This window comes from Serratia proteamaculans, assembly GCF_013337185.1.
In the GTDB taxonomy this organism is placed as follows: domain Bacteria; phylum Pseudomonadota; class Gammaproteobacteria; order Enterobacterales; family Enterobacteriaceae; genus Serratia; species Serratia proteamaculans_D.
Window position 1 is genome coordinate 668921 of sequence record NZ_SWDE01000001.1, and the last position, 15556, is coordinate 684476.

A 15556-nucleotide genomic window follows, 5' to 3' on the forward strand; every position below is an offset into this window, starting at 1 on the left:
GAGCATTTTCAAATCGGCAATAACACACCTACAGTCAATAAAACCAACAGATAAATCCTGCCGGCCTTGCGGCAGGCATTCTATATATTGGAGAAAGTTATATGTTATCGCGTCGTGATATATTAAAAGCCTCTGCGGTCAGCGCAGCAGCCGCCAGCGTAATGGGCGGTATGATTAAATCCGCCAGCGCCGACGATCATCGCAATATTGTCCCGCCCAGTACTTTCCAACCCGCCGCCGATGCACAAAACCTTTATAAATATGTCTTTGCCAACAGCAAAAAACGCAGCCTGCCCAGCGGCTGGGCCAGAGAGGCTACCGTCGAACAATTCCCGATTTCTGAAGGCGTTGCCGGGGTGGATATGACACTGGAACCGGGCGGCGTACGCGAGCTGCACTGGCACGCCATTGCCGCCGAATGGGCATTTATGCTGGAAGGCCATGCCCGTATCACCATCATCGACCCGGAGGGAAAGTGCGAAGTGGCGGACTTCGCCGCCGGGGACGTTTGGTATTTCCCCAAAGGCTACGGGCACTCGATCCAGGCGCTGGCCGACGGCGCGCACTTTGTGTTGACCTTTGATAACGGCCATTTTTCCGAGTTTGGTACTTTCAGCATTACCGACTGGGTGGCGCACATGCCCAAAGAAGTGTTGGAAAAAAGCGTCAATATGCCGGCATCGGTATTTTCCAAAGCCAAACAGGGTGAGGCCTATATTGTCGGCGGCGCGGTTCCCCCGGCTCTGCCCCTACCCAACAACGACGGCGGCTTGAATAATTCCCCGCTGGCCCACCGTTATGAATTAATGAAACAAAAACCTTTTTTTGAAAATGATGCTGGCAGCGTTCATTTAGTTTCCTCAAAAGAATTCCCCATTTCAACCACCATGACCGGCATTATCGAAATCGTCAAACCCGGTGCCGTGCGGGAATTGCACTGGCATCCCAACGCCAATGAGTGGCAATACTATATTTCCGGCAAGGGACGCATGACGGTATTTGGTTCACACGGCCATGCGCAGACATCAGAATATGCACCGACAGACGTCGGTTATGTCCCGCAGGGGTTTGGTCATTACATTGAGAATATGGGTGATGAGGATCTCAAGGTGTTAATCGTACTGGACAACGGTATTTACCAGGATATTTCGCTGTCTGACTGGCTGGCGAAAACCCCGGCCTATCTGCTGGCAGATAACTTCAATAATCAGATTGCCGACTGGCAAGATCGCCCCAGGGATAAACTGGTGATGTCCCGACGCAAAAGTTGATGGCTAGCGAGGGGGCGTTAACCCCCTCGCCAAGGGTTACTGCTTACGCTGCTCCGCTACCTGTTTGGCGGTCACCTTGCCTTGTTTTTCACCAAACTGGCCCACCACGTAGTTGGCTACCGCCGCCACTTCTTCGTCCGAGTATTGGCTGCCAAAGTCCGGCATAAACTCGTGCTGCTCACCAATGCTGATACGCGTACCTTTGAGGATGGCCTGCACCACGCTACGGCCCTGAGGATCGTTAACCGCGGTGCTGCCGACCAGCGAAGCATATTTGCTCTGGCGGCCGGTGCCGTTCCACTGGTGACACCCGCTACAGTCCCCGGCGAACAGCCTGCGGCCCAGTGAATCTTCCTGCCCGCCCGGCAATATCGCACTGGATGACGCCGCACCTTTCGGCTGCAGATTCACCGCACTGGCACTGTCGGTGGCGATCGGCTCGATATTGCGCAGATATTTCACCAGCGCCTGATTGTCCTCCGGCGTCAGGTACTGCAGGCTGTTTTCCACCGCTTCCGCCATCGGGCCGGAAGCGCTGCTGCGCCCTTCCGCATGGCCGGTGGCCAGATATTGCGACAGTTGCTGCTCGCTCCAGCTGCCAATACCGGTATGCGAGTCCGGGGTAATATTGCCGGCGAACCAGCCCTGGATCACTTCACCGCTAAGGTTTTTGCTCTGATTAATGCCGAAGCCCAAATTGCGCGGGGTATGGCATTCACTGCAGTGGCCCAGTGCGGTCGCCAGATAGGCCCCACGGTTCCATTGCTCATCCTGATTGAGGTTCGGCTCGAAGCGTTTTTCGTTGAAGAACGCCAAATTCCAGAACTTCATGCCCCAACGCTGGTTGAACGGGAACGACAGGCCGTTTTCCGGATTGGCCTGCTTCACCGGCGGCAGGCTGAACAGGTAGGCCTTGATCGCCAGTACGTCGTCACGGCTTAACGCTGTGTAGGAAGTATATGGCATTGCCGGATACAGGTTGCCCTGTGGACCGACGCCTTCACGCACCGCACGCACAAACTGATCGTCACTCCATCCGCCGATCCCGGTTTCCGGGTCGGCGGTAATGTTGGTGCCATAAATGGTTCCGAATGGCAGTTTAAAGGCAAAACCCCCGGCGAAAGGTTTACCGCCAGGTGCGGTGTGGCAGGCTACGCAGTCGGCGGCACGGGCCAGATATTCACCGCGGGCCAGTTTATCGCTGATCCCCGCCGGGGCTCCGGCAATGGGCGCAGCAGGCTCGGGGCCGACCGGGCGTAACAGGGTATAAAGCGCGTAGCCTCCCGCTAACACCACGATTGCAACAATCAGCCATAATAGCCATCTCAGGGCGTTGCTCATGGGTTTCTCCCTTAATCCAACGCCTTGGCGGCCTGGTGAATGGCGGCGCGAATGCGCACGTAGGTAGCGCAGCGGCAAACGTTGCCACTCATCGCCGCGTCAATATCTGCATCGCTCGGGTTCTTGCTCTGGGCCAACAGTGCACTGGCGCTCATGATCTGGCCGGACTGGCAGTAGCCGCATTGCACCACGTCCAGATTGACCCAGGCCGCCTGCACCGCTTTACCCGTCGGCGTCTCGCCAATCGCTTCAATGGTGGTGATTTTCTTGCCCTCGGCGGCAGAGACCGGCGTCATGCAAGAACGCACCGGCACGCCGTCCAGATGGACGGTACAAGCGCCGCACATCGCGATGCCGCAGCCAAATTTGGTGCCGGTCAGCCCGGCTTCATCACGCAGGAACCACAGCAACGGCATATGCGGGTCGCCATCAAACGTCAGCGGTTGGTCGTTCACGGTTAAAGTTATCATGCTGTTCTCCTTGTCAGACGCTGGCGTCACTGTTGGGACGGTGTAAAGGCAGGCTCAGTGAACTGCGGGGCCGCCCGAGCAGCGCCAGAGCATTGCCGACCGCCGGAGCAATGGTCGGCACACCCAGTTCACCCACGCCGGTCGGGGCCTCGGTGGAAGCTACGATAATCACCTCTATTTCCGGCATTTCATCGATACGCAGCGGACGGAAATTGTTGAAGTTGGACTGCTCAACCACCCCGTCTTTTAGCGTAATGTTGCCGTACAGTGCGATGCTCAGACCATAGCCGATGCCGCCTTCAATCTGCGCGCGGATCACATCCGGATTGACCGCTACACCGCAGTCCACCGCACACCACACCTTGTGCACCCGTGGAATGCCCCCTTCGCCGATCGACACCTCGGCGATCTGCGCCACCCGGGTATTAAACGCCTTGGCGACGCCAACCCCCCGCGCCCGGCCATCCACCACCTTCGCGCCCTGCCAGTTAGCGGCTTTCGCCACCGCCCGTAATACGCCGGCCTCACGCGGCGCATCCCCCATCAGGGCCAGTCGCCCCTCTACCGGATCCTGCCCGGTTTCCTGCAACAGTTGGTCGATAAAGCTTTCCACCGCGTGGCCGGTGTGGGTGCTGGCTACCGACCTCAGTGAAGTCGTGGGGACCTTGCCGGGCACGATATGGGCGTCGCAGCGGAAGCTCTCAAAGGTATAAGGAACCTCGCTGGCGCCTTCGATCATCATCTGATCGACACCGTTGGCCACCAATGCCGTCATCGCACTGTTGAGCGTCCAGGAATGGCCGACGACGGTATCGCTCCAGCCCACCACCTTGCCGCCACGGATCGCCCCGCGTAGCCGGTGCAGGATCATCGGACGATACCAGCCGTTGCGGATATCGTCTTCACGCGTCCACACCACCTTAACCCCGTGCCCGGGGCCAATCGCCTTGGCGGCCGCCGCCATGTCTGCGGCCAGATCCGGCCCCAGCTTCGGGTTGCCCAGATCGATACGGCGACCAAAGCTGCCACCGGCTAAAATGGTTTCAATTTCTACCTTCTCCGGCGGCAATTGGAACAGGTCGCACAGTTGTTGGTGATCGAGGGTTTGGATCTGGCAGCCATAACGCGCCTTGACGCTTTCACCGTCCCAGAACAGATAGCCGTCCAACGGCTCCATCGGCGCATGGGCCACATACGGGAAGGTGTATTCCGCTTCGATCACTTTGTCGGCTTTATCAAAAACCTCGTCCGGCTGGCCGTGACTTTTCGCCACCGCACCGGGCTTTTGCGCCACCTGGCGGAACTCGGCGAAAATCTGCTCGGTGTTGCGCCGCTCGGCCTGCGAGTCGTCCCACTCCACCTGTAATTTTTCACGCCCCTGGATCGCCGCCCAGGTATTTTTGGCGTACACCGCCACGCCGGTATCGGTCTGCTTCACCGCCACCACGCCCGGTACCTCCAGCGCCCGACTGGCATCAAATGACGCCACCTTGCCGCCAAAACGCGGCGGCTTTTTGATGGTCACGGTCAGCATATCCGGCTCATGAATGTCCTGAGTGAATTGCGCCGAGCCGTTGGTCTTTGCCAGTGAATCCACCCGGTGCAGGCCGCTGGCCTTACCGATCAGCGTAAAATTGGCGGGATCTTTCAGTGTAAGGGTTGCGGGGTCAGGCGGTGGTAACTGACTGGCTAACACGGCAAACTCGCCGAAACCGGCTTCACGCCCACTGGCCGCGTGGCGGATCTTGCCCGCCTGCACGGTGATTTCCTGCGCCGAGGTTTTCCAGCTTTGCGCGGCAGCCTGAACCAGCATCGCACGCGCCATGGCCCCCATGCGGCGCATCTGCTCATAGGCATTGGCCACCGAACTGGAACCACCGGTGCCCTGGAAACCGAACTCCAGGTTTTTATAGACGTTGGTATCAACCGGCGCAGCAACCACCCGCACCTGCGACCAATCGGCGTCCAGCTCTTCGGCGACCAACGTCGCCATGCCGGTATACACCCCCTGGCCTACCTCGGTATGTTTACTGATCACCGTGACAATGCCTTCCTGGTCAATCTGCACGAAGGCATTGGCTGCATGAGGATCAGGCGCAGTGGCGGGGTTTGCGCGGGCCAGCGCACCGGTGGACGGCAGATAGGCACCGATCACCAGCGCACTGGCGCCGACGATAAAACGTCGCCGGGTAAGTGGGACTTCGGGTAGATTCATTGCTCATCGCTCCAAAATGCCGATCAACCTTAATCAATGCGGCGAAATCATTCTTTTTATGCGCGCCGTCTGCATACACCAGCGCGACGGGCTAATAATTAGCGTAGCTCATTATTTTGTCTGTCTGGCATTCAGGCGGGCTTTTCTGTGGTGGATTTGTGCTGTGTACTGCGCGGGGATTTCGGCCCACATGCTATAAATTAGCTATATCTTCATTACCCTCACGAGTGTGAAAGCCATGTCGCAACCCAATAAAAAGTTTCGTTTTTATCGCCCGTTAAAAAGCCTAACCCATACCTTTGGTGACCAATGGTTTGCACTGAAGGCAGAAGCCTTTGCCCGCTTTTTCGGCACACCGACGTTTTTGGTGGGACAAACGGTGGTGGTAGCCGTCTGGATCTATCTCAATTTGGCAGGCCATACCAAGTTTGACCCTTACCCTTTTATTCTGTTGAACCTGGCTTTCAGCTTGCAGGCCGCCTACGCCGCCCCACTGATCCTGCTGGCGCAAACCCATCAGGCCGAACGTGACCAGGCGCACGCACTGGCCGATGCTCAGCATCGCGAGGATTTGGATGAGGCAATGGCGCAACGGCAAACGCTTGCCGCACAGCAATCTGAGCAATTGCTGGCGCTGTTGAAACAGAACACTGAATTAACCAACCTGACCAAACAGATGGCGGAGCGCATTGAAAGCCTGGCTATCCAGTTGGCAAACCGGGATCGCGCGTGAATTTGCTTCGTCACGGGTCATGGATTGCACCAAATTGCATCAGGCGACTGCCTGAACCCGCATCAGCGGCCGGTTTGCGGACTGGTATGGAAATTGCTTCTTCCGATCATGGCTATAAGGGAGAAGCAGATGAAAGCAATTATTATTGGTGGCGGTATCGGCGGTCTGTGTACCGCCATCGCATTGCAGCGTGTCGGTATCGACACCGAGGTTTTTGAAGCGGTCAAAGCAATCAAACCGGTCGGGGCCGCGATTTCCATCTGGCCCAACGGCGTCAAATGCCTTAATTATCTGGGAATGAAAGAACCGCTGCGCGCGCTCGGCGGCCCAATGAACTACATGGCCTATCAGGAATACCTGCACGGCCAGACCCTGACCCGCTTTAGCCTGGATCCGCTGATTGCCAGCGTTGGCGAGCGGCCTTACCCGGTAGCCCGTGCCGAGCTTCAGGCGATGTTGCTACGCAGCTATGGTCGTGACCTGGTGCACTTCGGCAAACGCGTCAGCGGCATTGAAGAAACTCCGCAAGGCGTGACCGCCTGGTTTGAAGATGGCAGCCAGGCCAGCGGTGATTTTCTGATCGCCGCCGACGGCACTCATTCCGCCATTCGCCCTTATGTGCTGGGTCACGGGGTAGATCGTCGCTACGCCGGTTACGTCAACTGGAATGGGCTGGTAGCCATTGATGAGTCCATCGCCCCCGCCGATCAGTGGACCACCTTTGTGGGTGAAGGCAAGCGGGTGTCGTTGATGCCGGTTTCCGACAACCGCTTCTACTTTTTCTTCGATGTCCCGCTGCCCACCGGGCTGGCGGAAGACCGCAGCAGCGCGCGAGCCGATCTGCAGCGTTACTTTGCCGGCTGGGCCGAACCGGTGCAAAAACTGATTGCCGCGCTCGATCCCGAAACCATCAACCGCATTGAGATCCATGATATCGAACCTTTCGAACAGCTGGTGCGCGGGCGCGTGGCATTACTGGGCGATGCCGGGCACAGCACCACGCCAGATATCGGCCAGGGAGGCTGTGCGGCGATGGAGGACGCGGTCGTGCTGGCGATTGCCTTACAAACCAACTCGCTCGGCATAGAAGACGCGCTGTTGCGCTATCAGGAAAAACGCAGCCACCGGGTGAAGGACTTGGTGCTGAAGGCGCGCAAGCGCTGTGATGTCACCCACGGTAAGGAGATGGCGATCACCCATGGCTGGTACGAAGAACTGAAAAGCGAAACCGGCGAGCGAATTCTCTCCGGTATGAAAGAAACCATTATGGGCGGGCCGCTGGCCTGATTCTGCGGCAAGGCCAGGCTTTGCTGTCAAACACTCAAGGTGCGGATGCGCCCCGCCGCCAGTTCGATCACCCGGTCCGCCGTGGCGATCGTTTCCGGCCGGTGGGCGATCAGCAAAATGGGTAACCCAAGCTGACGTAAGGTCTGGCCAATCAGCGTTTCGTTATTAACGTCCAAATGGCTGGTCGCTTCATCGAGGATCAGCAACTGTGGCCGCTTATACAACGCCCGCGCCAACAGTAAACGCTGTTTTTGCCCGGCGGACAGGGTGCCGCCCATTTCGCCGATTAACGTCTGGTAACCCATCGGCAGCTGTTCGATGTCCTGTTCCAACTGCGCCAGGCGGGCACATTCGCCAAGCTTTTGCTTATCAATCCGGGGAGAGAAAAATGTCATGTTTTCGGCAATGGAGCCGCGAAACAGTTGGTCCTCCTGCAACACCACGCCGATATGCTGGCGAACCTGTTGATAATTCCCCTGCCGATGCTCAATGCCCAAGGTGCGGATCACCCCGGCGGTCGGCGGATACAGGCCCAGCACCAGCTTGGCCAGCGTGGTCTTGCCGCAACCGGAGGCCCCGACCAACGCCAGCACTTCGCCGGGCATGATTTGCAACGAGACCTGCGACAGGATCTCCCGTTCGGTTCCGGCGTATTTGAAACTGACCTGCGCCAGGCTTAACGCAGGGCGATCGCTTGGCCAGACACAGGCCGCTGATGGCCCTGTCACACCACCTGCCAACTGCGACGCCGCATCCTCACGCGCCGCCAGCACAATATCCGCCAGCCGTTGGTTATAGACATCCAGCATTCGGTACGCGACCAGTTTGTCGATCAACCCGTTGATGCTGGACGAGAAGCGCCCCTGAAAGGACATATAAGCCACCAACATGCCCACCGAAAACTGACCGGCCAGCACCGCGCTGGCCCCCAGCCACAGCACCGCAGCCCCCACCACGCTGCCAATAACGGTCTGCATAATGCCGTAGACCATCATCAGTTTGCTTTCGCGCAGTTGCGCATTGCGGCGGGCAACATTCAGATTACGCCAGACCGATTCGCGCGGCGTCAGCGCCCCATTGACCCGCAGGCTCAACACCCCGCGCAGGCTCTCCAGAAAGTGGCTGGATTCCTGGGTACCGGCGACCCAGCTGTCATCTGCCGCTTTACGCAGGGTACTGAACCAAAACAGCCGCAGCAGGCCATAAACCAGAGCGGCGGCCAACGCGACCAGGGTTAATTTGGCACTGTAGAAAAACATCATGGTCACCGTGCCCACTACCAGTAACACATCCAGAAAGGCTTCGAGCAGCGTGGTGGTCAGCGTGTCCTGAATGGTGTCGACGGCATCGAATTTGGCGCTGATATCCCCCATATTGCGCGCCTCAAACCAGCTAATCGGCAGCCGCAGCAGGTGGTGAAACACGTTCGCCGTCCACTGCATGTTAAAGTTGACCGCCATGGTGAGGGTCGCCCATTGTCGGGCCAGTTCCAGTAGCGTCTGGGTCGCGGCCATCAGCAACATGGCGATGACCACCAGTGTCAGCAGGCTGGCATCCAGCGCCACCAACACTTCATCAATCACCAGTTGGTTGATCAGCGGGCCAATCAGCGCAAGCACTTCGAGTACCAGCGCGAAGCAGAATATCCTGCCCAGCGCGGCCTTCAGACCCTGGGTTTTGCCAATAAGATCGAACAGGCGGATCTTTTTTCGCTGATCTTTGACCGCAAACTGATGAGTGGGCGTCAGTTCCATGGCGACGCCGGTAAAGTGACGGTTCGCTTCCCGCAGGCTCATGGTTACCGCACCGCGAGCCGGATCGTGTAATTCCAGCCTCTGCCCTCGTACCCGTTTGAGTACCGTAAAGTGATTCATGTCCCAGTACAAAATGCAGGGCACCGACAGCAGGTGCAATTCTTCAAGCTCCAACTGCACGGCGCGGCCACTTAAGTGCAATTGTTCGGCGCAGCTCATCAACTGCGAAAATGTCATACCGAGCTGCGAAACGTTAAATCGTGCTCGCAGCGTGGGCAGATCAACCCGATGCCCATGCCAGCCGGCAATCATCGCCAGACAGGCCACGCCACACTCTGCCGATTCTGTCTGGCGGATCAACGGCAGGCGCTTGCGCCATCCCCAGTTAATCACTTCGGTAACGTCCATGTTCAGATCCTCCCTTGCAGACTCCATAACGGCTCCAGCAGCCACTCGTACAGGCGGCGACTGTCCAGCTCCACATCGGCGGAAACGGTCATGCCAACGCGCAATGGCTCCTGCCGCCCATAGGCCGTAATGGTGGGTTTATCCAAGGCTACGATGACGCGGTAATGCCCTTCGTTTTCTTTCCACACCATCGGGTTTTGCAGCATTGCTTCGCTGGCGCTGAGGCTGGTATCGGTAATCGCCCGGGTAGCGCCGTACTGCACGCCAAACTTTTCATAGGGGAATGAGGCAAAGCGCAAACCCACCCGTTGTTGGGGCTTGATAAACCCCACCGCTTTACTCGGGGCAAAGAGTTCGACCTGCAATTGCGCGCCGTCGGCAACCATCATTAATAAGGGATCGTTTTGTTTTACCGTCTGCCCGGCCCGGGCCAGTACCACGGCGATATGACCATCCACCGGCGCGGTCAATGTATGATTGCGCTGGGCGCCAAGCTCGATTTGTTGCTGTTTAATGCCCTGTAGCTGGCGTTCAAGTTCGGCATCACGCGCCTGCTGCTGCTGTTCCAGGGTGCGCAGCTCTGACGCCGCCGCGGCAAGCTCACGCTGTAGCCGTACCTGCGCCTGCCGCTGGAGTTCAACCTTTTCCTGTGCCTTCGCCAGCGCCATTTGCTGCTGCTGGAATTCAAGCTCTGAGACATAGCCTTTGGCGATCAGCTTGCGGTAACGCCCCATCAGCGACTGGGCCAGTTGCGCCTGCTGCTGAACCAGCGCCATTGCCGCCTCTGTGCTGACCAACTCCTGATTGAGCTGCGCGATGCGTTGGCGCACGCCGGTTTGCTGCAGGACGCGGGTTGCCAGCTCCTGCGCCCGCTGATGTTCCAGCATGCGATATTGGCGATGTAACGAGTCAGACACCGATGCCAGGGTACCTATACCTTGCCCATTGAAATACTCGCCGCTGAGCCGATACAATGCCTGACCGGCCTTGACCGCCGCCCCCTCCGCGACCAGCCGCTCGGTAACCTGCCCGGCGCTGCGCGCCACCACCTTGATCAATCCGCTGGACGGCATCACCACCCCATCCAGCCGCGCTTTGCGGGTATATTCGCCCAGTATCAGAAACAGCATGATGGCCAGCACCAGCAGGATACTGACCCAGGCATAGGCGGTTAAACTGAGGCTGGCGGGGATAATCACTTCACCTTCGGCCCTGGTGGCCTGAGCGGCAAAATAACCCTCGCGATAAAGCTGGGGAGGACGTCCTGTCATTGGGGATTACACCTTTATCGGCATCAGAGGTAGATAATCAGCTTACTGACGGCGACGCTTCCATTTATGGAAAAACCTTCGCGCCGAGATATATATTATTTTCATCAGCGTCATTGTCCCTAACAGGACAAAGAAATAAATCATCCACTTGGCCACTTCACAAGGGATATTGATCCTGAACAGACCGTTATATTGGCTAAGGCCCACAATAAAAAACAAATTATGGGATAGCGTAACGCTAATAATACTAATAATAAAAGCCGACCAAAACGTCTTCATAAAAGACACCAGTTCAACATTAATATCAAATCATACCAGCAAGTTATGCAACACGACCATGCAAGGGAATTTTTCAATACTCATATTTAAACCACATATTTTTAACGCGTAAGGCAGACATAGGTATAAACACGAACCAGTATCATGTCAATATATAAAACCATTTTCACCAATATAATAAACTCAACTAAATTGAATGAATTACATGAGCACTTTAATTACGTAAACAACACAATTTATATATTTTATCACCACATCTATTTTATTCATATTTTAACTACTGCCAATTTCCATGTTCAATTCACAGCACCAATAAATCAATAAATAAACGGCGGCACAAAAGCACCGCCCTCCAGTAGAGATTAATGGCTGCCCGGATTGGCACGCAGTCTGGCCACCTGCGCTTCCACATCTCGCCAGGCCGGTTTATCACCGGCATAACGCTGGCGCAGGTAGTTCACCAGACTCGCTACCTGCCGATCGGAGAAGCTGTCCTTAAAGCCTGGCATAAAGCCCAAATCGGCGGTGGCCGGTTTGGCAATACCCTGCAAGATCACTTTGATCAGGTTATCCGGTCGCTCACTGAAAATATTGGTGTTATTGGCCAGATCCGGACTGACGCCAAACAGCTGCGGCCCACCGACAGCGGCACTGTGACAGGCCTGACAGGCGCCCTGAAACAGCCGTTCACCGGCCTGTTGCCCCAGGGCGGGTTGCAGACGGGTGGCCAGTTTGACCTGCGGCTCTACATTTAATTGAGCCGGACTGCTCAGGGATATCAGGTAGTTGGCCATCGCCCGCACGTCAGACTCCGGCAAGCTGGCCAGTTCGCTGACCACCGGCCCCATTGGCCCGGCCGCGACCCCGTGCTCGGCGGAATGACCGCGGCTCAGGTACTGGAACAGCTGTTCTTCATTCCAGGGCTTCTCCGCCGTGGCCAATTGGTTCAGCGCCGGCGCCTCCCAGCCGTCCACCATCGCCCCGGCCAGGAAGCTGCTGCCGCCCTTTTCCGCGCCCATCAGATTACGCGGCGAATGGCAGGCCGCACAGTGCCCCAACCCATTGACCAGATAAGAGCCCCGGTTCCACTGTGCCGTTTGTGCAGGATCTGGCTGGAACTCGCCCTGGCGCAGGAACAACGCATTCCAACCAGCCATCAGCGGGCGGATATTGAACGGGAAACGCATCTGGTTCACCGGATTGCTCTGCGCGACCGCCGGCTGCGACATCATATAGGCATACAACGCCTGCATATCGCCGTCGGTCATCTTGCTGAACGAAGTATAAGGAAATGCCGGGTACAGATTACGCCCGTCGCGGCTGATGCCCTGACGCATCGCCCGGTCAAAAGCGCTAAATGACCAGTTGCCGATACCGGTCTCCACATCCGGTGTGATATTGGTGCTGTACAGGGTGCCGAAGGGCGTTGCCATCGCCAGTCCGCCGGCGTTGGTCGCTCCTTCCGAGGCGGTATGGCACACCGCGCAATCCCCGACGGCGGCCAGTTGACGACCGCGCTCCAGGGTCGCAGCCGACCAGGTGCCCGAACCAGGGGTTGCCACCGGGGCAATCTCGGCACGCCACGGCAATGCCGTAGCCGCTACGCCCAACAGCGCACCGAAAATACTGGCCGCACCGCCAAACCACCATTTACTGCGCCTGGGTTTAGCCGCTGGCGCAGCTTCCTGCCGGGCGCTATCCGGACCGTTCAGCGCCTCGCGCAGTCGGTCGGAAGTGATCGGCAACTCGCGGAAACGAATGCCGGTGGCGTCAAACACCGCGTTGGCAATGGCCGCGGCACTGGGCACCGAAGCAGACTCCCCGGCCCCCAGCGGTGGATCATAAGGCCGTGGCATCATCACCACATCCACTTCCGGCACCTCCGGGAAGGTCAGAATTGGGTAAGCTCCCCATTCTTTGCTGGAAAGGGTCGATTCTTCGAAAGTCACCCGCTCTTTCAGCACCCGGCTGGTCGACTGGATCACGTTACCGTGGATCTGGTGACGCACGCCGTCCGGGTTGACCATCATGCCGGCATCATGCCCGACCACAATGCGCGTGACCGCTACTTCGCCGCTGGCCTTGTCGATCGCCACATCGGCGACCCAGGCCGCCCAGGCGGCACCAAAGCCGGGGAATTTGCTGTGGATGTAGCGCGCATAGGCAAAACCACGCCCGCGCAACACACCGTCTTCCGCTGGGGTTTGCATCGGTTCGGTATGCGGCGTCCAGCCAGCGCGCTCGGCGGTGCTGAGCATCAGTTCAGTGGCACGTTGATCCTTGATATAACGCAGGCGGTACTCGAGCGGATCCACACCGGCCGCGATGGCCAGCTCATCAATATAGGACTCGTGCGCGAAGGTATTCGGCAGTGCCGACACGCCGCGCATCCAGGAGGCACGAACGATGGGTGCCATGTCCTCAATGCTGACGCGCAGTTCCGGGTATTCATATGGCGGCACTGAGGTGCGGTCCCCCATCTCATAAGCCACCGGTACCGGCTCCACCATGCCGGTCAGCAACAACGCCAGCGTGGGGGCGCCGTTGGACGGATAATAAGTGCGAAAATCATAGGCCACCGGATGACCGGCGGCGTCCAACCCACCATCCACCTCCATCAACTGTGCCGTGCCCTTGGGTTCCCACAGGTGTTCCTGCTCACGGGTGAGCTGCACCCGCACCGGACGCCCTACCGCACGCGACAATAATGCCGCATCGGCGCAGACATCATCGGCACAGTTGCGGCCATAGCATCCCGCCGCCTCCATACGAATAATGTCGATCTGTTCTTCCGGGTACTCCAGCAACCAGGCGAGATCGGCACGCAGCAGATGCGGGTTCTGGCTACCTGACCACACCCGTAACAGCTTTGGCTGGTAGTCCGCCAATGCGCAGGAGGGCCCGATCGAAGCATGCAGTTGGTACGGCCACAGGTAGCTGCGGGTAAAGCGCCGATCGGCTGCGGCCAATGCCGCATCCACATTGCCGGTGTCATGCACCACCCGCGTCGAATGCGGGTTATCACGCAGCGCCTGCGCCACATCGGTCATCTGCGACAGGTTACGCCGCCAGTCCTTCCAACTGACCTGCAGCGCCTCTGCTGCCTTGATCGCCTGCTCTTCGCGCTCGGCGACGATGCCGATAAAATCCCCGATCACCACCAGTTTGACGATGCCGGGAATATGGGCAATAGACTGCTCGTCCACCGCCAACAGGCTGGTGCCGACAAACTCTCCACTGTCATAGCCGGCATAGGGCGGCCGTACCACCCGGCCATGCAGCATATTTGGCAGACGCATGTCGTGCACATAGGTAGATTCGCCGGTAGCCTTGGCCGGGATATCAACGCGTGCGGTGCTGGTGCCGACCAGGCGGTATTCGGCCTGCGGCTTGAGCGGTGCATCGCCGGAAACAGGCAGTTCTACATGCACGCCGGTGACCAGTTCGCCGTAGCTCAGCGCTGGCCCTTGTGGGCTGATAATCAGGCCGTCGTTCAACGTCAGTTGCTCAACCGCAACGCCAAAACGCTGCGCCGCCTGTTGCAGCAGCCAGCGGCGTGCCTCGGCGGCGGCATTACGCAGCGGCACGGCGGAAATCTGCAGCGTCGCGCTGGCGATGGTCGCGCCCTGATTCGGCGTGCTCTCGGTATCGCCCAACACCATGCGCACCTGCTCCATACGCAGGTAGAGCTCTTCGGCGACGATTTGCCCCAGCGCGGTGCGCACACCGGTGCCAAGATCAACATGGCCGTTGAAGGCGTAGACCTCTCCACTGTCGCAAATGGCGATAAACAGCCCCTGCTCTTTGGGTTTCAGGATCGGCGTCTGGCCTTTCGGCACCAGCCCCGGCGGCGGTTGGATCTGATCGATAATCAGCAGCGTGCCATGACGCTGCAATAGTTCGGCCTGGCTCGGTAATGAGGAATGGGTGTCAGTCATGGGGCGAGGTTTCCTCACTGCGGCAGAGAATGATCGCGCGCTGAACTGCACGCAGGATTTCGATATGGGTGCCGCAGCGGCACAGGTTGCCGGACAGCGCCTGGCGGATTTCGCGATCGCTGGGCGACGGGTTGCGATCCAGCAGGGCTTTGGTGGTCATGATCATGCCATTGAGGCAGTAGCCGCACTGCGCAGCCTGTTCCTCAATAAAGGCACGCTGCACCGGGTGCAGATGGTCGCGATCGCCCAGCCCTTCCAGCGTGGTCACCGCGCGACCGGTCATACCCAGCGCCGGGATCACACAAGAGCGAGCGGCAATGCCGTCGACCAACACGGTGCAGGCTCCGCATTCGCCGAGGCCACAGCCGTATTTCGGGCCGTTGAGCGCCAGATCGTTACGTAACACCAATAGCAGAGGAGTATCCGCCATTACCCGGGTATGAATATTTTCGCCGTTGACTGACAGCATCAGCGGATGCTCCGTCAGTGTTTTTACCGCGCCTTCCCTGGGCAATTGCACTTCAGCTATCGCCATTATTGCGTCTCCGCCTGCGCTCTGGTTATACCCGTCATCTTTCAAATCGCAGCT

At 58.2% G+C, this 15556-nt stretch carries 10 protein-coding genes; 3 read left to right on the forward strand and 7 right to left on the reverse strand.

Annotated features, from left to right (window positions below; translation table 11 throughout):
* Positions 1-101: 101 nt before the first annotated feature.
* On the forward strand, positions 102-1271 hold the full coding sequence (locus FCL49_RS03110) for a cupin domain-containing protein (RefSeq protein WP_174352390.1): 1170 nt from the start codon (positions 102-104) through the stop codon (positions 1269-1271).
* Between the two features lie 36 nt (positions 1272-1307).
* Here FCL49_RS03110 and FCL49_RS03115 read toward each other — a convergent pair whose 3' ends face one another.
* From FCL49_RS03115 to FCL49_RS03125, 3 genes are read right to left on the reverse strand one after another with little or no spacing between them, the layout of a single operon-like run.
* Positions 1308-2612, reverse strand: a complete 1305-nt coding sequence (locus tag FCL49_RS03115; RefSeq protein ID WP_174352391.1) for a cytochrome c — start codon at positions 2610-2612, stop codon at positions 1308-1310.
* A gap of 11 nt (positions 2613-2623) precedes the next feature.
* On the reverse strand, positions 2624-3082 hold the full coding sequence (locus FCL49_RS03120; protein WP_012145048.1) for a (2Fe-2S)-binding protein: 459 nt from the start codon (positions 3080-3082) through the stop codon (positions 2624-2626).
* 13 nt (positions 3083-3095) lie between these two features.
* Positions 3096-5297 carry a xanthine dehydrogenase family protein molybdopterin-binding subunit gene (locus tag FCL49_RS03125; RefSeq protein ID WP_174352392.1) on the reverse strand — a complete coding sequence of 734 codons (2202 nt, stop codon included), beginning with the start codon at positions 5295-5297 and terminating at the stop codon, positions 3096-3098.
* A 238-nt stretch (positions 5298-5535) separates the two neighbouring features.
* Between FCL49_RS03125 and FCL49_RS03130 the strand changes: the two genes are divergently transcribed.
* Together FCL49_RS03130 and hpxO are read left to right on the forward strand one after the other, a co-directional pair.
* Positions 5536-6030, forward strand: a complete 495-nt coding sequence (locus FCL49_RS03130; RefSeq protein WP_174352393.1) for a DUF1003 domain-containing protein — start codon at positions 5536-5538, stop codon at positions 6028-6030.
* A 129-nt stretch (positions 6031-6159) separates the two neighbouring features.
* Entirely contained in the window at positions 6160-7317 is a 1158-nt protein-coding gene (gene hpxO / locus FCL49_RS03135; protein WP_174352394.1) for an FAD-dependent urate hydroxylase HpxO, read from the forward strand.
* A 26-nt stretch (positions 7318-7343) separates the two neighbouring features.
* Here the strand turns inward: hpxO and FCL49_RS03140 are convergent, their stop codons facing one another.
* From FCL49_RS03140 to FCL49_RS03155, 4 genes are all read right to left on the reverse strand, one after another.
* Positions 7344-9479 (reverse strand): peptidase domain-containing ABC transporter, encoded by a 2136-nt coding sequence (locus FCL49_RS03140; protein ID WP_174353445.1) that lies wholly within the window; start codon positions 9477-9479, stop codon positions 7344-7346.
* 2 nt (positions 9480-9481) lie between these two features.
* The gene (locus FCL49_RS03145) at positions 9482-10750 is read right to left on the reverse strand and encodes an HlyD family secretion protein (RefSeq protein ID WP_174352395.1); all 1269 of its coding nucleotides are present in this window, start codon (positions 10748-10750) and stop codon (positions 9482-9484) included.
* 641 nt (positions 10751-11391) lie between these two features.
* Positions 11392-14967: a molybdopterin cofactor-binding domain-containing protein gene (locus tag FCL49_RS03150; protein WP_174352396.1), complete on the reverse strand. Its 3576-nt coding sequence runs from the start codon at positions 14965-14967 to the stop codon at positions 11392-11394.
* Positions 14960-15502, reverse strand: a complete 543-nt coding sequence (locus FCL49_RS03155; RefSeq protein ID WP_174352397.1) for a (2Fe-2S)-binding protein — start codon at positions 15500-15502, stop codon at positions 14960-14962. Before FCL49_RS03155 ends, FCL49_RS03150 begins: the two co-directional genes overlap by 8 nt.
* Positions 15503-15556 lie beyond the last annotated feature (54 nt).